Raw genomic sequence first — 19,763 nt, 5'->3', positions numbered from 1 at the left:
TCATGACAACACGTATAACGCTGTGGCGAGAACTCTTTGCAGAGCATCCGCGAATCTTACTGAAGAATAACGACTTCACGGTTACCGCATTTCGTTACGCCAGCGGAGTGGAAGGGCTGAAGGTAGAAAACAGTCGTGGACATCTGGTTATTCTGCCCTGGATGGGGCAGATGATCTGGGATGCTCAGTTTGATGGCCATGACCTGACCATGCGTAACATGTTCAGTCAGCCGAAACCGGCGGCGGAAGTGGTGGCGACCTACGGCTGTTTTGCCTTCCACTCAGGTCTGTTGGCAAATGGCTGCCCATCACCAGAGGATTCACATCCTTTGCACGGTGAAATGGCTTGTGCCGCGATGGATGAAGCCTGGCTGGAGCTGGAGGGTGAGAATTTGCGCGTGGGTGGACGCTATGAGTATGTGATGGGGTTCGGTCATCATTATCAGGCGCATCCTGCGGTGGTAATGCACAAAGCGAGCGCGCTGTTTGATATTCAGATGGCGGTTACCAACCTCGCCTCAGTGGCAATGCCGTTGCAGTACATGTGCCATATGAACTATGCCTACGTACCGGAAGCCACCTTCAGCCAGAATATTCCGGATGAGGCCATGAAGCTGCGTGAGTCGATACCCGCGCATGTTAAGCCGACTGAGCAGTGGCTGGCGTTTAATCAGCGGATTGTACAGGGCGAGGCTTCTCTGGCGCGGCTCAATGAACCCCATTTTTACGATCCGGAAATTGTCTTCTTTGCTGACCAACTGGACAGGTACACTAATAAGCCAGAATTTAGCATGATCGCGCCTGATGGCACCACGTTCGTTACGCGTTTCTCCAGCACGGAGCTGAATTATGTGACGCGTTGGATCCTCTATAACGGCGATCAACAGGTTGCGGCATTCGCCTTGCCTGCAACCTGTCGACCTGAAGGATTCCTGGCAGCACAACGCAATGGCACCTTGATTGAAATAGAACCGCAGCACACCCGGACATTTACAGTCACAACTGGCATAGCCTGATCGCTCAAGGCTTGAACACCAAAGCACTTATCGTTAAGGTAAGCGCTTTTGCTGGATGGCGGCATTAATGCCTTATCCGGCCTACAACGGCACCCGCCCGTAGGCCTGATAAGCGTAGCGCCATCAGGCATGCCTTAGCGCCAGGATGAACCCATGATTACCGTTGCCCTTATTGACGACCACCTCATCGTCCGCTCCGGCTTTGCCCAACTGCTGGGGCTGGAACCTGATTTGCAGGTGGTCGCTGAGTTTGGCTCAGGCAGTGAGGCGCTGGCGGGATTACCGGGACGCGGCGTGCAGGTGTGTATCTGCGACATCTCGATGCCTGATATCTCCGGTCTTGAACTGTTAAGCCAGTTGCCAAAAGGAATGGCGATTATCATGCTCTCTGTCCACGACAGCCCGGCACTGGTGGAGCAGGCGCTCAACGCGGGCGCGCGTGGTTTCCTTTCTAAACGTTGTAGCCCGGATGAGCTGATCGCGGCGGTGCATACCGTGGCGACTGGCGGCTGTTACCTGACGCCGGACATCGCCGTCAAACTGGCGGCCGGTCGTCAGGATCCGCTCACCAAACGCGAACGTCAGGTGGCGGAAAAACTGGCGCAAGGTATGGCGGTCAAAGAGATTGCCGCTGAACTGGGTCTGTCGCCGAAAACGGTGCACGTGCATCGCGCCAACCTGATGGAAAAGCTGGGGGTCAGCAACGACGTCGAACTGGCCCGACGGATGTTTGACGGCTGGCAATGAACACGCTCTGTTCCCGGTTAATCACCGTTGTTGCCTGCTTCTTTATCTTCTCTGCCGCGTGGTTTTGCCTGTGGAGCATCAGCCTGCATCTGGTTGAGCGCCCGGAGCTGGCGGTACTGCTGTTTCCGTTTGGCCTGCGTCTGGGGTTGATGCTGCAATGTCCGCGCGGCTACTGGCCGGTGCTGCTGGGTGCGGAATGGCTGCTTCTTTTCTGGCTGGCGCAGGAAGTGGCGCTGGTCCATTTACCACTTTTGATGATCGGCAGCTTCCTCACGTTACTCCCGGTGATGTTGATTTCGCGATACCGCCATCAGCGCGACTGGCGCACGCTGTTGTTGCAGGGCGCGGCGCTCACGGCGGCGGCGTTGCTGCAATCGCTGCCCTGGCTTGGGCAAGGTGAAGAGGCGTGGAACGCGCTGCTGCTGACGCTCACCGGCGGATTAACGCTGGCGCCGATCTGCCTGGTGTTCTGGCACTATCTGACCAGCACGACCTGGCTGCCGCTGGGCCCGGCGGTGGTGTCGCAGCCGGTGAACTGGCGCGGGCGACATCTGGTCTGGTACCTGCTGCTGTTTAGCGTCAGCCTGTGGCTACAGCTCGGTTTACCCGCCGAACTTTCGCGCTTCACGCCGTTTTGCCTCGCGTTGCCGATCATTGCGCTGGCCTGGCACTACGGCTGGCAGGGGGCGCTGATTGCGACGCTGATGAACGCCATCGCGCTGATTGCCAGCCAGACCTGGCACGATCATCCCGTCGATCTGTTGCTCTCGCTGCTGGTGCAAAGCCTGACCGGGCTGCTGCTCGGTGCGGGTATTCAGCGTCTGCGCGAACTTAACCAGTCGCTGCAAAATGAATTAGCACGCAACCATCGTCTGGCGGAACGCCTGCTGGAAACCGAAGAGAGCGTGCGCCGGGATGTGGCGCGCGAACTGCACGATGATATCGGCCAGACCATCACCGCCATTCGCACCCAGGCGGGTATTGTTCAGCGGCTGGCGCCAGAAAACGCAGGGGTGAAGCGCAGCGGGGCGCACATCGAACAACTTTCTCTCGGCGTGTACGATTCGGTGCGTCGCCTGTTAGGCCGTCTGCGACCACGTCAACTGGACGATCTCACGCTGGAGCAGGCCATCCGCTCACTGATGCGCGAAATGGAGCTGGAAAGTCGCGGTATCGTCAGCCATCTCGACTGGCGAATTGATGAATCTGCACTTAGCGAAAGCCAGCGGGTGACGCTGTTTCGCGTCTGTCAGGAAGGGCTGAACAACATCGTTAAGCACGCCAACGCCAGCGCGGTGACGCTTCAGGGCTGGCAACAGGATGAACGGCTAATGCTGGTGATTGAGGACGACGGCAGCGGCCTGCCGCCTGGGTCGAATCAACAGGGATTTGGCCTCACTGGGATGCGTGAACGGATTAGCGCCCTCGGCGGATCGCTCTCGATTTCCTGTACGCATGGCACGCGGGTCAGCGTGTCGTTACCCCAGCGATATGTGTAAGGCGCGGTCATGTTTTCGTTTTTAAAAGCTCCGGCCAGTGCGCCGCTCATTACTGATAAGCGTGAAGTGGATGCCCTCTACCGCTACTGGCGGCGGCATATCCTGACCACCATCTGGCTCGGCTACGCGCTGTTCTATTTCACACGCAAAAGCTTCAATGCCGCCGTACCGGATATCCTCACCAGCGGCGTGCTGACTCGCAGCGACATTGGGCTGCTGGCGACGCTGTTTTACATCACCTACGGCCTGTCGAAGTTTGTTTCCGGTATCGTCAGCGACCGATCCAACGCTCGCTATTTTATGGGCATCGGACTGATTGCCACCGGCGTGGTAAACATTCTGTTTGGATTCTCCACCTCGCTATGGGCCTTTGCGGTGCTGTGGGCGCTGAACGCCTTTTTCCAGGGCTGGGGATCGCCGGTCTGCGCGCGTTTATTGACCGCGTGGTATTCGCGTACTGAACGCGGCGGCTGGTGGGCGCTGTGGAACACCGCGCACAACGTCGGCGGGGCGCTGATCCCTATCGTGATGGCGGCGACAGCGCTGCACTACGGCTGGCGCGCCGGGATGATGATCGCCGGGCTGCTGGCGATTGTGGTGGGGATTTTTCTCTGCTGGCGGCTGCGCGACAGGCCGCAGGCGATTGGTCTGCCGCCAATTGGCGACTGGCGGCATGATGAACTGGAAATTGCCCAACAGCAGGAAGGCGCTGGGCTAAGCCGCAAAGAGATCCTCACCCGTTATGTGCTACTGAATCCTTATATCTGGCTGCTGTCACTGTGTTATGTGCTGGTGTACGTGGTCCGTGCCGCGATTAACGACTGGGGCAATCTGTACATGTCGGAGACGCTCGGCGTGGATCTGGTGACCGCCAATACCGCCGTGACAATGTTTGAGCTGGGCGGATTTGTTGGCGCGCTGGTGGCGGGTTGGGGTTCGGACAAGCTGTTTAACGGCAACCGCGGTCCAATGAACCTGATTTTCGCCGCCGGAATTTTGCTCTCCGTTGGCTCGCTGTGGCTAATGCCGTTCGCCAGCTATGTGATGCAGGCCGCGTGCTTCTTCACCACCGGATTCTTCGTCTTCGGCCCGCAGATGCTGATCGGCATGGCGGCGGCGGAGTGTTCGCACAAAGAGGCGGCGGGCGCGGCAACCGGATTTGTCGGGCTGTTTGCTTATCTGGGGGCATCGCTCTCCGGCTGGCCGCTGGCGAAGGTGATGGAGGTCTGGCACTGGACCGGATTCTTTGTGGTGATCGCTATTGCGGCGGGAATTTCCGCGCTGCTGCTGCTGCCGTTTTTAAACGCCCAGGCTCCGCGCGAACTCAACGAAGCGTGATGCACCTCACCTTTTTGCCCCGAGTGGAGCAAAACTAAGAAATTTTCCCGGTTTCACCTGGACGCTGTCTCAGGCGCGTCTTCCGGCTGATTTTTACAATGCCTGCTATTCGCAGGTATAAAAATTAGCTCGGGAGTGTCAAATGCTGGCCTTTCTAAACCAGGTGCGCAAGCCGACCCTGGATCTGCCGCTCGATGTGCGGCGCAAAATGTGGTTCAAACCATTCATGCAGTCCTATCTGGTGGTCTTTATCGGCTACCTGACCATGTACCTGATCCGCAAAAACTTCAACATCGCGCAGAACGACATGATCTCCACCTACGGGCTGAGCATGACGCAGCTGGGGATGATTGGCCTGGGCTTCTCCATCACCTACGGCGTGGGTAAAACGCTGGTTTCCTACTACGCGGACGGCAAAAACACCAAGCAGTTTCTGCCGTTTATGCTGATCCTCTCCGCCATCTGTATGCTCGGCTTCAGCGCCAGCATGGGCGCGGGTTCAACCAGCCTGTTTTTGATGATCGCTTTCTACGCGCTGAGCGGTTTCTTCCAGAGTACTGGCGGCTCATGTAGCTATTCCACCATTACTAAATGGACGCCGCGTCGCAAGCGGGGTTCCTACCTCGGTATGTGGAATATCTCCCACAACCTCGGCGGTGCGGGTGCAGCGGGCGTGGCGCTGTTTGGCGCTAACTATCTGTTCGACGGTCACGTCATCGGTATGTTTATCTTCCCGTCGATTATTGCTCTGATTGTTGGCTTTATCGGCCTGCGCTACGGCAGCGACTCCCCGGAATCTTATGGCCTCGGTAAAGCCGAAGAGCTGTTCGGTGAGGAGATCAGCGAAGAAGACAAAGAAACCGAAGAAAACGAGATGACCAAATGGCAGATCTTTGTTGAGTACGTGCTGAAAAACAAAGTGATCTGGCTGTTATGTTTCTCGAACATCTTCCTGTACGTAGTGCGAATCGGTATCGACCAGTGGTCCACCGTCTACGCTTTCCAGGAGCTGAAGCTCTCCAAAGAAGTGGCGATTCAGGGCTTTACCCTGTTTGAAGTGGGCGCGCTGGTTGGCACGCTGATGTGGGGTTGGCTCTCCGACCTGGCTAACGGTCGTCGTGCGCTGGTGGCCTGTGTAGCGCTGGCGTTGATTATCGCCACTCTGGGCGTTTATCAGCACGCCAGCAACCAGTACGTTTATCTGACTTCGCTGTTTGCGCTGGGCTTCCTGGTGTTTGGCCCACAACTGTTAATCGGCGTTGCGGCAGTCGGGTTTGTGCCGAAAAAAGCGATCGGCGCAGCCGATGGGATTAAAGGCACTTTCGCTTATCTGATTGGTGACAGCTTCGCCAAGCTCGGTTTGGGGATGATTGCCGACGGCACGCCGATTTTCGGGCTGACCGGCTGGGCAGGCACTTTCGCCGCGCTGGATGCTGCCGCTATCGGTTGTATCTGTTTGATGGCCATCGTGGCTGTGTTTGAAGAACGTAAAATTCGCCGCGAGAAAAAGATTCAACAATTGAAAGTAGCTTAAGTTAAGTGTGCATTGGTAACTTTTGCCCGCCTTAATGGCGGGCTTTTTTATACTCTAAACTGGCTGGTTTCATGTACCAGATTGCGCAGCCACTGATGAGCGGCATCGCGGTGCGTGCGTTCATGCCAGGCCATGCTTTTTGTAAAACCGGTTATGGGCAGCGGGGGCGGTAAAACGTGCATACGGGTGTCGTCATACGCCAGACGGGCAGGAACAACGGCAATCATATCGCTGATAGCGAGGATGTCCGGCAATACCAGGAAGCTGCTAACCGACAAACCAATCTGCCGTTGGCGTCCGACGCTTGCCAGTGCCTCATCGGTGACGCCCCAGAAACTTTCACCCTCATAAGAAACCAGCACATGCTCCAGCGCGCAGAAGCGATCGAGCGTCAGCGGTTGCCCCGCATCAGGATGCGCATGACGCATGAGACAAACGTACTCTTCATCATATAACGCCCGGCTATGCAGGTTGTCGGGCGTGGAATCCGGCGTCAGCAACGCCAGGTCGATTTTCCCCTGCTCAAACTGTGTGGTGAGCAGCACTGGCTCAACCGGGATCACTCGTACACGAATGCCCGGTGCGCGCACGCGAAGCGCGGCAATAAATGGCACGATAACCGCTTTGAGCGCGTAATCCGTAGCGGCGACGGTAAAGGTGAGCGCTGCGGTGAGCGGGTCAAACTGTGTCGGTTTAAGCAGGATATCGATGTCGCTGAGGATCTGTTTGACCGGGGCGGCCAACTGTTGGGCACGCAGCGTCGGAACAATGCCATGCGGTGTGCGACTAAACAGCGGATCGTCAAAATAGTCGCGCAGGCGGTTGAGCATACCGCTTACCGCAGGCTGGGTGAGCGACAGCCGCTGCGCCGCCCGGGTTACGCTGCGTTCATCCAGCAGGGCATCCAGCGTTTTTAACAGATTGAGATCGAGCGTTCTGATATCAGATTTCATGATGTCTGCCTGCGAGTTCGATAAGTCACATTATGACATGTTCAGTCGTCGACAGAGGTGAATTTGCCGCTATGATGGGCGTCCTGTCTGGTAATGGATGTGCGCATGATTTGGATAATGCTGGCCACGCTGGTGGTTGTTTTTGTGGTGGGATTTCGGGTGCTAACGTCCGGGTCGCGGCAGGCAATTCGCCGTCTGAGCGAGCGGCTGAACATTGATGTCGTGCCGGTAGAATCGATGATCGATCAGATGGGAAAAGTACAGGGTGAGGCTTTTTTACAGTACCTCCACCGTCCTGATGAATCGCATCTACAAAATGCCGCCCAGGTGCTGTTGATCTGGCAAATCGTTATTGTCGACGGCAGTGAGCAGAACTTGTTGCAATGGCACCGCTGGCTGCAAAAAGCCCGGCTGGCTGCACCGATTACCGACGCGCAGGTGCGTCTGGCGCTCGGTTTTCTGCGCGAGATGGAGCCGGATATGCAGGAGCTTAATGCGTTCCAGATGCGCTATAACGCCTTTTTCCAGCCCGAGGATGGCGTGCACTGGCTGCACTGATATCAAAATTTATGATGACGACTATTTTGAATCGTCATTATCTTTATATCTTACGCGAAAGCATGATGTACCTCGTTAACTCACACGACGAGGTACATCATGAATCAAGCGACTCAACAACGTGCAATTATCTGGCCTGCAGCGTATCTGCCGGGGACGACTGATAACTTTGCTTCAAATGAAATTATCGTTGCCGGACTGAGCGCCCGTGCCGTCTGGGCACAGCTTAATGACACAATGCGCTGGCCGACGTATTACAGCAACGTAGCGGATATCCGTTTTCACGACGGTTCCGGTCCATTGTTAAGCATGGATGCCCGCTTTCGTTTTACGACTTTTGGTTTCCCCATCGAAGCGCAAATCACTGAGTATGTGCCGCCGGTTGACGGCCAGGCCGCGCGTGTTGCCTGGCATGGCTGGGCGGAAGGCGACGCCACTACACGTCTGGATGTTATCCACGCCTGGCTCTTTGAGGATTTACCCGGCGGGCGCGTACGTATTCTGACCCAGGAATCACAAATTGGCGTTCCGGCACAAGAACTGGCACTTACGCTGCCCAATCCGATGATCAACGGTCACCAGGAGTGGATAACCGGCCTGGCCCGGGCTGCGCGTGACGCTTAATTGAGCCAGAAAGGGCTCTCTGTCCTGGGCCGGATAAGGCGCAGCCGATCTCTGGTGAATAGTTGTCAAAACGTTAATTACGTCACAAATTTAATGTTACACTGCGTAACTTTTCTACAATAACCCCACGCAGGTAACAAAATGAGTGAAGCTGTTGAACAAAAATCCCGCGCTGAGGCAAATTCCCGACCTAACTGGTCGGCGGTATTTGCCGTGGCGTTCTGCGTTGCCTGCCTGATAACCGTTGAATTTCTCCCCGTTAGCCTGTTAACGCCGATGGCGCAGGATTTGGGGATTTCTGAAGGCGTGGCCGGGCAATCGGTGACCGTGACGGCATTTGTCGCCATGTTCGCCAGCCTGTTTGTGACGCAAATTATTCAGGCGACCGATCGTCGCTATGTGGTGATCCTGTTTTCGGTGCTACTGACGCTTTCCTGTCTGCTGGTTTCCTTTGCCAATTCTTTTTCGCTGCTGCTCGTTGGCCGCGCCTGCCTCGGTCTGGCGCTTGGCGGCTTCTGGGCGATGTCGGCGTCGCTGACCATGCGTCTGGTTCCTGCACGTACGGTGCCGAAAGCGCTGTCGGTTATTTTTGGCGCGGTCTCCATCGCGCTGGTAATTGCCGCGCCGCTGGGGAGCTTTTTGGGCGGCATTATCGGCTGGCGTAACGTGTTTAATGCGGCGGCGGTAATGGGCGTGCTGTGCACGATTTGGGTGGTGAGAGCGTTGCCTTCGCTGCCAGGTGAACCTTCGCATCAGAAACAAAACATGTTCAGCCTGTTGCAGCGTCCAGGGGTGATGGCCGGGATGATTGCCATCTTCATGTCCTTTGCTGGTCAGTTCGCCTTCTTTACCTATATTCGCCCGATCTATATGAATCTGGCGGGCTTTGACGTTGATGGCCTGACGCTGGTGCTGCTGAGCTTCGGTATTGCCAGTTTCGTTGGTACGTCGTTCTCGTCGATGATTTTGAAGCGTTCGGTCAAACTGGCGTTAGCCGGTGCGCCACTGGTGCTGGCGCTCAGTGCGCTGGTCCTGATCCTGTGGGGCAGCGACAAAGTGGTCGCGGCGGGTATTGCGATTATTTGGGGGCTGTTGTTTGCGCTGGTACCGGTCGGCTGGTCGACGTGGATCACCCGTTCGCTTGCCGATCAGGCAGAAAAAGCCGGATCCGTCCAGGTCGCCGTGATCCAGCTTGCCAATACCTGCGGGGCAGCGGTGGGAGGCTATGCGCTCGATACCCTCGGACTGCTGTCGCCCCTGATGCTTTCCGGCAGCCTGATGCTGCTGACGGCGCTTTTGGTGGCAGCGAAAGTTCGCATAAAAGGTATGCAATAATCTCGGTGTTGTTCGCCGGATAAGGCGTTCTCGCCGTATCCGGCACTTCACTACTCACTAATCAGAACCATGCTTCCCACATGGCACCAAGGTTAAAGTCGTCCAGCGTTTCATCCTGCGTGCCGTTGACCCGCGCGGTGCGATCGTTATCCACCTTGCCGCCGGTGACGTAGAAGCGCAGCATCGGGCGGAACTCCGGTCCCATGGCGATCGACATGTTCTGCGACAGCGTCAGTTTCCAGCCGTGGTTATCCCCGCCGTTGTCGTAATCTACGCGCTGATAGCCCGCTTCCAGCCAGGTGGAGTGAACGTCGTTCCAGAAGTACATTGGACGCACAATCGCGCCGTAGTTCTTACGGTTATCGCTCTTATCGGTGCTGTTGTCGTAATCATGGAACGCTAACAGGTATTCCACCTGCGCCTGGCGGGTAAACTTATGACTTCCCTCGAAGCTGGCGTAAACCGTAGTCAGGTCGTCGGTTTTGTTATAGACGCTGTTGTCGGAGTTATCAGAATAACGGGCAATCACTTTATTCACGCCGCTGTCGTTGGTGTGGCTCAGCACGAATGCGCCCTGCCAGGCTTTCAGGCGGTCATCGCTCTCGACGGCTTTGGAGTCAAAACCGTAGTTGGCGTAGATCTCCAGATCCAGCGGGCCCACTTTCATATTGTGAATTTTTGACGTCACAGCGTAGTTGCCTTTATCGCCGGTACCGGAACCGCCGGTACAGGTAATACGCGATGGGTTGGCTTCGTCTTCCATCACTTCCGGGCTGCACGATTCAACTGCGGCAACGGTGGCGACATCAAACTGTACGCCGCCGATGTCGAAGTTCTTCACCCCGGCGCCCTGGCCGTCGTGGTTCATCCAGAAGTAGTCGTTGATACCCTGTTGCGGACGCTGGTGGAAGTCGCGGCCTGCCCAGATATAGGCGTTGGGATTGGATTCCAGTACGTTGGTGACGCCCGCGTAGGCTTTTTTCAGGTTAACTTCGTCGCCCCAGTGGTCGATCATCACGTTGATGTCCCAGATGGCGCCGTTATCGCTTTTGAACGCTTTTGAGAGCTGGAACTCGCCGCCGTTGCCTTCGTTACCCAGGCGACCGATAGCGGAAGCACCGTTGTAGGAGCCATCAACGCCAACGTATTTCTGATCGCCGCTCTGGAAATGCGCGCCGTAACGCGCATAGCCGCTGAATTTCACACCGAACGGAATAGCCATATCCGGCGATTGCGCCGCGCTTTGCGGCTCGTTAATGACATCGGTTTTTTTCGCCACGGCGGCGTCCATTTTTGCCTGACGCTCAGCCAGCGCTTTATCGACGGCTTTGGCAACGATGGCATCGATTTGTTCTTGTGTGAATTCCTGTGCGAGGACAGAAATTGGGCACAGCGCGGCGACGACCGCCAGCGTGACTGGAAGTTTTTTTATCATGTTCATGGTTATCTCATCGACACTTTACCCTTCAGTTTGCGTAGAGCATTCTGAATAAGCGTGTGCATTAATTTATTTTAAGATAATAACCATCCCGTCTCGGTTTAATTTGCTATCACCAAAACAAGTTGATTTGTCTATTTAATAACGGGTACAGGGCTGCTTTATTTAATCGTAATGCTTTCTCCGTTGTTGAATGTGTAATTAACGATTAACGCTGATACAGATGAATAATTTCTTCTGACAGTTCGCGGGCTAATAACGACGTCATTAAGTGGTCCTGCGCATGCACCATAATTAATGTCATTGGTTGCCGGGCTTCCCCGGCGTCCTGTTCGATCAATTTGGTTTGCATGTGATGAGCCTGACGGGCGTAACCGTCAGCCTCACGAAGCAGGCTTTTTGCCTCGTCAATATTGCCGGCGCGCGCGGCATGCAGCGCTTCAAAGCACAGACTGCGGGACTGCCCGGCATTGACGATGATTTCCATTACTGCTTCTTCTAATGCAATCATGTTGTTCTCTTCCTAATCGAATCCGTTATTTTCGGCGGTCTGGGCAAACCATTCGCCGCTTTTTTTCACAGTACGTTTTTGCGTTGCTAAATCTAACTGAACAAAACCGTAGCGGTTTTTATAACCGTTAAGCCATGACCAGTTATCAATAAAGGTCCACATATGGTAGCCAAGACAATTACAGCCTTCGCTAATTCCTTTATGTAGCCATTTAAGATGCTCAGAAACAAATTCAATACGGTAGCTGTCGTTGATTTGCTCTTGCTGAATAAAACGCTGCTCATTCTCGACACCCATACCGTTTTCAGAAATAAAACAGCGCGGGTTGCCATAATTATCACGCAGATTGGTAATAATATCGTAAATACCCGGCTCATAAATTTCCCAGCCACGGTAGGGGTTCATTTTCCGCCCCGGCATTTCGTAATAATCAAACAGCCACTCCGGCATAAACTGTGCATCCGGGTTGATGGCGCTATCACGACATTTCACGCGACGCGGCTGATAGTAGTTGATGCCGAGCAGGTCGATTTTGCCCTCGGCGATTAACTGGCTGTCGCCTGGCTGGCATGTTGGTAACTGATCGTACTCCTTCAGCAGCTCAACCAGATCCGCCGGATATTCACCCTTCAGCACCGGGTCGAGGAAGCTGCGGTTAAACAGCAGATCCGCATAGTGTGCGGCTTTTACATCCACCGGATTTTGTGAGCGCGGGTAGGAAGGCGTTAAATTCAGCACCACGCCGATTTCACCGTCATGGTTTGCGGCACGATATGCCCGAACCGCCGTCGAATGCGCCAGTACGGTGTGATACGCCACGGTGGCTGCACGTTTGAAATCCACCACATTAGGGTAATGGAAGTCATACAGATAGCCGCCTTCAACCGGGACAATTGGCTCGTTAAAGGTAAACCAGTGCTTAACCCGGTTGCCGAACAATGTAAAACACGTTTGTGCATAGCGGCCAAACGCCTCGACCACTTCACGGTTTTCCCAGCCACCTTTCTCCTGCATCACCATCGGCATGTCGAAATGAAACAGGGTGATAAATGGCGTAATGCCTTGTGCCAGCAGCTCGTCGATGACGTTGTTATAGAACTCGACGGCTTCAGGATTAACCTCGCCGGTACCGTCCGGAATCAGGCGCGACCAGCTCAGAGACGTACGGAAGCTGTTATGCTTCAGCTGTTTGAGCAGTGCGATGTCCTGTTTCCAGTGCTGATAAAAGGTCGAGGTAGTTGCCGGGCCAACTCCCTGATGGAAACGACCTGGCTGACGGTCGAACCACACGTCCCACGTGGTCTGGCTTTTGCCGCCGTTCAGGCTATCCCCTTCGGTTTGCAGCGCTGAGCAGGCACTGCCCCACCAGAAGTTTTCAGGAAAACGGTATCTCATTGTTCTGACTCCTTGATTCATTATGAGTTGCTACGGGCAGCGTTCGCCACGGAGACGGCATCCTGTGCTTTTTGCTCTTCGGTTTTCAGCAAAGAACGTTCGTAAGCACGCAGGAATGGAAGGTACATCAGCGCTGACATCGCCATACAGATAAAGCACATCACCACCGGACTTAATGCCCAGTTTGCGGCCCAGGAAGCACCGATTGGCGCAGGCGTAGTCCACGGCGTCAGTGAAACAACCTGTGCCAGCCAGCCGAGTTTGGTGGCGCTATAGGCCAGCACGGCGTTAACCAGCGGGACGCAGACAAACGGGATGAACAACATCGGGTTCATGATGATTGGCGCACCAAACAGAATAGGCTCATTGATATTAAAGAAACTAGGCACAATTCCCATTTTGCCGATAGTACGCAGATGCGCGACGCGACTGCGCAGCAGCAGGAATGCCAGCGGTAAAGTTGAACCGACGCCGCCAATCAGCAGGTAGTGATCCCAGAAACCTTGCAGATAGACATGGGGCAGCGCAGCGCCCGCTGCCAGAGCGGCCTGGTTAGCGGACAGGTTCGCCATCCAGAATGGGTTCATGATGCCGGTTACGATCAATGAGCCGTGAATGCCGGCAAACCAGAAAATCTGGCACAACAGCACAGAAAGCAGAATAGCGGGCAGTGAGTCAGAAGCGGAAACCAGCGGCTCCAGCAGGTGCATAATCGCCTGCGGGATGATCATCCCGGTTTGTGCTTCGATAAACAGGTTCAGCGGATGCAGGGTCGCAATCACCACCAGTACCGGAATGAGGATCTCGAATGAACGCGCGACGCCGGTCGGGACTTCCTTCGGCAGACGGATTGTCACGTTATTCTGCTTCAGCCATGCATATATACGGGTGGAGTAAATGGCGGTGATGAGGGCGGTAAAGATACCCTGACCGGAAAGATACTGCGTCGAGATTTTACCGTCGGCATAGGGCGCAGCAACCAGTAAAAACGCCATAAAGGCCAGCAGGCCAGACATCACCGGATCGAGGTTAAACTGACGGCCCAGGCTGGCACCAATGCCCACGGAGATAAAGAACGTCATAACACCCATGCTGAGGTTAAACGGCAGCATAAGCTGTTCACGATAAGTTGCCGAGAAATCGAGCCAGCCCCGGGCAAAGCTGTTGGTAGTATCGGCAGAGAACGGCGGAAAAATAAACACCAGCATGAAGGAGCCGATGATCATAAACGGCAGCGCCGCCGTAAAACCGTCACGAATTGCAATCACATACTTCTGCTGCCCTAACTTGCCAGCGAGCGGGGTGATGGATTGTTCAATGACGGCAACCATTGACTGATATAACGAACTCATAATGACACCTTTCTAGTGTGTCGCTTCAATCAGCGACAGAGCATAATCCAGCACTTTGTCACCGCGTTGCATACCGTAATCCATCATATCTATGGCTTTTACGGGTATACCCTGGGTGGCAGCCTTTTCGGAGAGCGTATTAAGCATGTACTTTACCTGGGGGCCGAGTAGCACCACCTGGTAATTTGGAAACTGAATGTCAAATTCGGAAACGCCGTAGGCCTCAATCTTCACAGGCAATCCGCGAGACTCTGCCTCTTCAACCATTTTGCGAACCAGCAAGCTGGTGGACATCCCTGCCGAACAACACAACATAATCCTGAACATAGTGAACCATCCTTTAAATGTAAAAACTTATTGCGAGTCTGATTTGATATCATACGGAAACCGGTTTCCATTCATGGAAAACAGAACTGTGACGGCCATCAAGATCTTATTCTTATAAGGCTAATTATTTGGATTTAGCTCACGAAATTAGCTGTGAAGATCTCTTTTTGAGTCCAAATGGAAAATCGGTTTCCATGAAAAACGGAAACAGCTATACTGCGGATGGCGATTATTTGAGCCAATGTTAAATTCAGGATGGAAAGGGCCAGGCGGGTCCTGTCAGGGGAGAATGATGTCTACTATCAACGATGTATCGCGTTTGGCTGGCGTGTCAAAAGCCACTGTGTCACGCGTGTTGAGCGGATCGCGTGGCGTAAAAGAGGCCAGCCGCCTCGCCGTGTTGAAAGCGGTGGATGAACTCAATTATCGTCCGAACGTGATTGCGCAGTCGCTACTCAGCCAGTCTACGGGCTGTATCGGCGTGATATGCGCGCAGGACAACATTAATCAGACCACGGGTTATCTCTATGCGCTGGAAAAGCATCTTAGCCAGCATCAAAAGCACCTGCTGCTGCGTTTTGCCAATACCAAAGCGGAAGTCATGAGCGCTCTTGATGAATTAAGCTGCGGCTTGTGCGATGACGTCCTGATTATTGGCGCGCGTTTTCCGCTGAACATCAATCAGGAGAATGTCATTCTGGTGGATTGTCTGGATTCCGGCGATGACGTCAACAGCATCCAGTTCGATCATGAGTTCGCTACCGAAACCGCCTGTAACTACCTGATAAGTCAGAACCGACGCCAGATTGCTTTAATTCATCCGGACGGGATGGGTTTCTCCGATCAGGTGCTGTTGGGCTATAAACACGCGCTGGAAAAAAACTTCCTGCCGTTTAACCGTAACCTGGTATTTATGGCTGCAACGTCATCGTCAGTGGCCTTGCAGGAGCTGCTGAACAACGCGTCAACGCTGAATTTTAACGCGCTGCTGGTGGCGGATGAACAGCAGGCACAGCGGGTTATCCCGCAGTTGCAGGCGTTTAATAAATCAGTACCGCAAGATATTATGGTCTTTAGCCTGGCCGGTTCGCTGCATCTGCCGGGAATCCCTACGATCCCGGCGATTGAATATTCCATGGACGCCATGGCGGCGCGGATCGTCAGTTGGCTCAACGAGAAAACCCAGAGCGTGCTGGGGTCGTACGTGCTGCGCGGCGACTTAATTATTCCTCAGCGTTAACGCTTTCCCTCTGGCGTGGGGCTATTTCGCTTCACGCCTATAAATCCGGGCATTCAACTTTGCCAAGCGCTTCCCAGTAGTTGTTTTGATTGTTTCTTTGAATGGCCAGAATGGCTTCGCGGATGTGCTGCTGATTACGCGTATCAGCCATAATCGTTTTTTCCCATACCTCATCAGATGGCGACCCTTGCGGGGTGCAAATCTTACGTAAATCCTTCATAACAGTATTCTTTTCGTGTACAGCCTGCAGACTGCCATAAGCCGAGTCGGCATGTGCCAGACCGGGTAGCGTGAAAAGGACGGCAATAATCGGAAAAATGACTCGTTTCATGATAATAATCCTTGTTGTCTATGCGCATCATCTCAAGAGTAAGTGTAGACGGCATACGACTCACTCATCACCCTGTGTTAATGTCTAAAAATAAATCAGCCAGAAGTTGTAGTTATTTCAGGAGGATAGGATGCAAATACAGATTACAGATACGATTACCGAAGACGATCAAGATGCCCTGCTTGCCGGATTGCGCGCTTACAACCGGCAGTTTCTGAGAACCACCAATTTTGGCGACCTGGCGGTGTACTGGCGCGATGAGCGCAATGACATTCTGGGTGGGCTGATCGGCAAAATCAAAGGCGAATGGCTGTGCATTGATTTTCTGTGGATGCATGACTCGCTGCGTAAAGGTGGTTACGGCACAAAATTGATGCAGGCCGCAGAACAGACGGCGCGTGAGAGAGGATGCCTGCATGCGCTGGTGGATACCATGAGTTTCCAGGCGCTGCCGTTTTATCAGAAAAACGGCTATCAGCTGCAAATGACCCTCGATAACTTCCCGGAAACCGGTTCCGCGCGCCATTATTTGTCGAAAACGTTTTGATGACCGGAAGGTCTGGATGCCGCCTCACTTTCTTGCGCAGCAGAATAGTGTATGTTCTGAACAATCATTTATTTCTTAAGCGGTAAAGAGATGAGACGGATTGAGATAATACTGGGAGAGCTGGAACGGCTGACGCGAGGACTGAATCTTGCCCATCTGGCGCAGGAAACGGCGTTCACGGCGGAGGCCATCGGCTTCAACCTCGGGCTGGCGCGCAACTCGGTCAGTAAAGATCTCAATCAGCTCTGGAACGACGGCCTGGCGATTAAAAGCCGTGGGCGCCCGGTATTCTTTCTGCATCGTCAGGCGATTGAAACGCTGCTGGGGCGCAAACTGGATGAGTCCGAGCGAGAAGTGCAAACCGTTGCCGACCTGTTGCCTGTTCAGGAAAACCAGGCAACAGACGATCCCTTTTCCGGCCTGATTGGTTACGATCGCAGCCTGCGTGATGCGGTGGAAAAAGGCCGCGCGGCGGTGCTGTATCCCCACGGACTGCATGTTCTGCTGACCGGTCCCTCCGGCGTGGGTAAAACCTTTTTTGCCGAACTGATGCACCGTTTCGCTTGCGAACGTGCAGAGGGAACGCCTCCACCGCTGGTCTATTTCAACTGCGCGGAATACGCGCATAACCCGGAACTGCTCTCTTCGCACCTGTTTGGTCATCGACAGGGGGCGTTTACCGGCGCAAACGAGAATAAACCCGGTCTGGTCGAACAGGCTGATGGCGGCTATCTCCTGCTTGATGAAGTGCATCGCCTGCCGTATGAAGGTCAGGAAAAGCTGTTTTCTATTCTCGACAAAGGTGAATACCGGCCGCTGGGTTCAAGCGCTGTGGCGCGGTCTATTTCAGTTCGCCTGATATGTGCGACCACCGAACCGGTAAGCTCGGCTTTGCTGCGTACCTTCCAGCGACGTATTCAGGTATGTATCGATCTCCCCGGTATCCGCCAGCGTTCGGTGGAAGAGCAAGTTGAACTGATTGTTGGTTTCTTACAGCGTGAGAGCCGCAAAATCGAGCGTACGATAAGCATCGACCGTACCCTGCTGCTCTGGCTGCTGAACAAGCCGCTGGAAGGCAATATTGGTCAGCTCAAGAGCGATATTCAGTTTCTCTGCGCCCAGGCCTGGGCCTCGGGGATGACGGAGCACAGCGATACGCTACAGCTGGATAAACGTCTGACCGAGATCCCCTTTAACGCCACGCCGGAACAACGTCTGCTGGTTGGGGCGCTGTTCGAAGGCAAAGAAAACCTGAGCATTGATGCCCGCACGTTGCCGGCACTGAAAAATTCGCTGGCCACCGGAGCTGAAATTGAAGAGAGCGATCTCTTTTACAGCTTCCTGACCCGGGAATATATCAACCTGCGTAACAGCAACGTACCACCTGCTGAAACGCTGGCAATCCTCAAAAACAAACTCAGCTCGATTTTTGAATATGGTCTCTACAGCCGCGATAGTGTGGCGCATCCCCCGCGCTATGGCGATCAGATTGAAGAGCGAGTTACGCTGCTGATCGGCTGCGTTGAGCAGGTGCTTGGTTTTACGCTGCCGGAAAATCTGGTTAACCCGCTGCGCAAACACTTTCTGGCGCTGATTGGCTACGTGCAGCGCGGCCTTATTCCGCAACTTTATTCTTCCAGCCTGATCCTCGATCGCTGCAAAGATGAATACGAAAACGCCACGCTGTTATGCCGAAAAATCAATGAACTGCTGCATATTCAGTGTCCGGCGACGGAGGTGGTCTGGCTGTGCCTGTTCCTCAAAGAGTGTCGCCATTACCGCCAACGGATTGACGCCAGTCCTGACTGCGGGGTGATTTTGATTGCCCACGGCGCGACGACCGCCACAAGCCAGGCGCAGTACGTGAATCGCGTGCTGGAGCGCGAGGTGTTCAGCGCTATCGATATGCCTTTCGAGCAGTCAGTGCATGACACGCTGGAAGCTCTGACACAGATGATCCAAACCCGGCAGTATCGCCGATTGATCCTGATGGTGGATATTGGCTCGCTGGTCCATTTTGGCAGTACGATCAGCAAATTATTCCAGATAGACGTTCTGCTGATGCCCAACATCACGCTCACCAGTCTGCTGGAAATAGGGTTGGATTTAAGCTACGAAACCAGCGACTTGCCGCAGCTGGCGGCGTTGATGCAGAGCAAAAATATTCCCTGTCAGCTCTGTACGCCACAGCAGGAAAACAGCGGTAAAGTGCTGGTCATTTCTTGCATTACAGGGATGGGAACAGCAGAAAAAATCAAAAAGGTGCTGGAAGAGAGCTTCGGTGAGTTGATGTCGCAGGATACGCGGATGGTGATCCTCGATTACAACGAAGTTCGCAGCCTGGAGCGTGTTCAGCAGGCGATTAACGCCAGTGAACGTCTGGCGGGCATAGTGGGTACTTTCCAGCCAGGACTGCCGGATATTCCGTTTATCTCGCTCGAGGAGTTGTTCTCTGAGCAAGGCCCTGAGCTGGTGCTCAGCCTGCTGACGCCAGATCTCTCCAGCAGCGAACGCCGGCTGGAGATGGAGCGTAGCGCGATGCGCTTTATCAGCGCGTTGACTATGGAGAGCATCATTAACCATATTTCGGTGCTCAACCCGCAGCGTATTCTGAAAGAGATGGAAGGCGTGCTGAATAATCTGACCGCTGCGCTGTCGCTCAAACCGAGCCGTCAGGTGACACTGCGCTTCCTGATCCATTGCTGCTGTATGGTCGAGCGTATTGTGATTAACCGCAAACCGTTACAGATGGCGCTGGAGAACAAGCCGGATCTGGATATTCGTGCGTTTAGTGTCATTAAATCGGCTTTCCTGCCGATCGAAGAGGCCTATGCCATTCGCTTATCGGACGCGGAATATTTTTATATCTACGAACTGCTGTATAGCTAATCCCAAGACTTGCGGGGCTTTGCGCCCCGTCGGCATCCATAACTCCCCCGCGTGACACAAATTCTGGCACAGCCTTTGCTCTTACTTTGATGAGTTTGCCGGATGGCGGCATAAAACGCCTTATCCAGC

General features: G+C 54.3%; 18 protein-coding genes. 11 read left to right on the top strand and 7 right to left on the bottom strand.

The features are described from left to right. The first annotated feature begins 2 nt into the window (after positions 1-2). The 5 genes from BZK40_RS06790 (at position 3) to uhpT (ending at position 6,134) form a co-directional block, all read left to right on the top strand. Positions 3-1,016: an aldose 1-epimerase family protein gene (locus BZK40_RS06790; protein ID WP_079934373.1), complete on the top strand. Its 1,014-nt coding sequence runs from the start codon at positions 3-5 to the stop codon at positions 1,014-1,016. Positions 1,017-1,169: 153 nt separating this feature from the next. After that, positions 1,170-1,763, top strand: a complete 594-nt coding sequence (gene uhpA / locus BZK40_RS06785) for a response regulator transcription factor UhpA (RefSeq protein ID WP_003023923.1) — start codon at positions 1,170-1,172, stop codon at positions 1,761-1,763. After that, on the top strand, positions 1,760-3,262 hold the full coding sequence (gene uhpB / locus BZK40_RS06780) for a signal transduction histidine-protein kinase/phosphatase UhpB (protein WP_032945436.1): 1,503 nt from the start codon (positions 1,760-1,762) through the stop codon (positions 3,260-3,262). Before uhpA ends, uhpB begins: the two co-directional genes overlap by 4 nt. 9 nt (positions 3,263-3,271) lie before the next feature. Then, a complete protein-coding gene (locus BZK40_RS06775; protein WP_048237040.1) occupies positions 3,272-4,600 on the top strand; it encodes an MFS transporter in 1,329 nt (442 codons plus the stop codon). 142 nt (positions 4,601-4,742) lie between these two features. Next, on the top strand, positions 4,743-6,134 hold the full coding sequence (gene uhpT / locus BZK40_RS06770; RefSeq protein WP_008786520.1) for a hexose-6-phosphate:phosphate antiporter UhpT: 1,392 nt from the start codon (positions 4,743-4,745) through the stop codon (positions 6,132-6,134). Positions 6,135-6,181: 47 nt separating this feature from the next. On the opposite strand, the gene BZK40_RS06765 is transcribed toward uhpT, so the two are convergent. After that, positions 6,182-7,087: a LysR family transcriptional regulator gene (locus BZK40_RS06765; RefSeq protein ID WP_048215250.1), complete on the bottom strand. Its 906-nt coding sequence runs from the start codon at positions 7,085-7,087 to the stop codon at positions 6,182-6,184. Between the two features lie 105 nt (positions 7,088-7,192). Here BZK40_RS06765 and BZK40_RS06760 point away from each other — a divergent pair, with 105 nt between their 5' ends. From BZK40_RS06760 to nepI, 3 genes are all read left to right on the top strand, one after another. Next, complete coding sequence (locus BZK40_RS06760) at positions 7,193-7,645, top strand: DUF1198 family protein (RefSeq protein WP_079934372.1); 453 nt, start codon at positions 7,193-7,195, stop codon at positions 7,643-7,645. A gap of 99 nt (positions 7,646-7,744) precedes the next feature. Beyond that, entirely contained in the window at positions 7,745-8,269 is a 525-nt protein-coding gene (locus BZK40_RS06755) for an SRPBCC family protein (protein ID WP_079934371.1), read from the top strand. Between the two features lie 141 nt (positions 8,270-8,410). Beyond that, positions 8,411-9,604, top strand: coding sequence for a purine ribonucleoside efflux pump NepI (gene nepI, locus BZK40_RS06750; RefSeq protein ID WP_008786516.1), 1,194 nt, complete (start codon positions 8,411-8,413; stop codon positions 9,602-9,604). A 61-nt stretch (positions 9,605-9,665) separates the two neighbouring features. On the opposite strand, the gene BZK40_RS06745 is transcribed toward nepI, so the two are convergent. From BZK40_RS06745 to BZK40_RS06725, 5 genes are all read right to left on the bottom strand, one after another. After that, complete coding sequence (locus BZK40_RS06745; protein WP_008786515.1) at positions 9,666-11,045, bottom strand: carbohydrate porin; 1,380 nt, start codon at positions 11,043-11,045, stop codon at positions 9,666-9,668. 205 nt (positions 11,046-11,250) lie between these two features. Further along, positions 11,251-11,553, bottom strand: coding sequence for a PTS lactose/cellobiose transporter subunit IIA (locus BZK40_RS06740; RefSeq protein ID WP_008786514.1), 303 nt, complete (start codon positions 11,551-11,553; stop codon positions 11,251-11,253). A gap of 12 nt (positions 11,554-11,565) precedes the next feature. Then, positions 11,566-12,948 (bottom strand): glycoside hydrolase family 1 protein, encoded by a 1,383-nt coding sequence (locus tag BZK40_RS06735; RefSeq protein ID WP_079934370.1) that lies wholly within the window; start codon positions 12,946-12,948, stop codon positions 11,566-11,568. Between the two features lie 20 nt (positions 12,949-12,968). Beyond that, positions 12,969-14,300: a PTS cellobiose transporter subunit IIC gene (locus BZK40_RS06730; RefSeq protein ID WP_008786512.1), complete on the bottom strand. Its 1,332-nt coding sequence runs from the start codon at positions 14,298-14,300 to the stop codon at positions 12,969-12,971. Between the two features lie 12 nt (positions 14,301-14,312). After that, positions 14,313-14,627, bottom strand: a complete 315-nt coding sequence (locus tag BZK40_RS06725; protein WP_008786511.1) for a PTS sugar transporter subunit IIB — start codon at positions 14,625-14,627, stop codon at positions 14,313-14,315. Between the two features lie 292 nt (positions 14,628-14,919). Here BZK40_RS06725 and BZK40_RS06720 point away from each other — a divergent pair, with 292 nt between their 5' ends. Beyond that, complete coding sequence (locus BZK40_RS06720; RefSeq protein ID WP_032941556.1) at positions 14,920-15,867, top strand: LacI family DNA-binding transcriptional regulator; 948 nt, start codon at positions 14,920-14,922, stop codon at positions 15,865-15,867. 37 nt (positions 15,868-15,904) lie between these two features. Here the strand turns inward: BZK40_RS06720 and BZK40_RS06715 are convergent, their stop codons facing one another. Beyond that, complete coding sequence (locus tag BZK40_RS06715) at positions 15,905-16,198, bottom strand: YicS family protein (RefSeq protein ID WP_008786509.1); 294 nt, start codon at positions 16,196-16,198, stop codon at positions 15,905-15,907. 130 nt (positions 16,199-16,328) lie between these two features. Between BZK40_RS06715 and BZK40_RS06710 the strand changes: the two genes are divergently transcribed. Both BZK40_RS06710 and dagR read left to right on the top strand, forming a co-directional pair. Beyond that, the gene (locus tag BZK40_RS06710) at positions 16,329-16,745 is read left to right on the top strand and encodes a GNAT family N-acetyltransferase (RefSeq protein ID WP_079934369.1); all 417 of its coding nucleotides are present in this window, start codon (positions 16,329-16,331) and stop codon (positions 16,743-16,745) included. Positions 16,746-16,835: 90 nt separating this feature from the next. Then, a complete protein-coding gene (gene dagR, locus BZK40_RS06705; RefSeq protein WP_079934368.1) occupies positions 16,836-19,634 on the top strand; it encodes a transcriptional regulator DagR in 2,799 nt (932 codons plus the stop codon). The last annotated feature ends 129 nt before the right edge of the window (positions 19,635-19,763 follow it).

Origin of the sequence: Citrobacter portucalensis (assembly GCF_002042885.1) — a bacterium.
GTDB classification, from domain to species: Bacteria; Pseudomonadota; Gammaproteobacteria; order Enterobacterales; family Enterobacteriaceae; genus Citrobacter; species Citrobacter portucalensis.
This window is presented reverse-complemented; position numbering and strand designations above follow the sequence as displayed.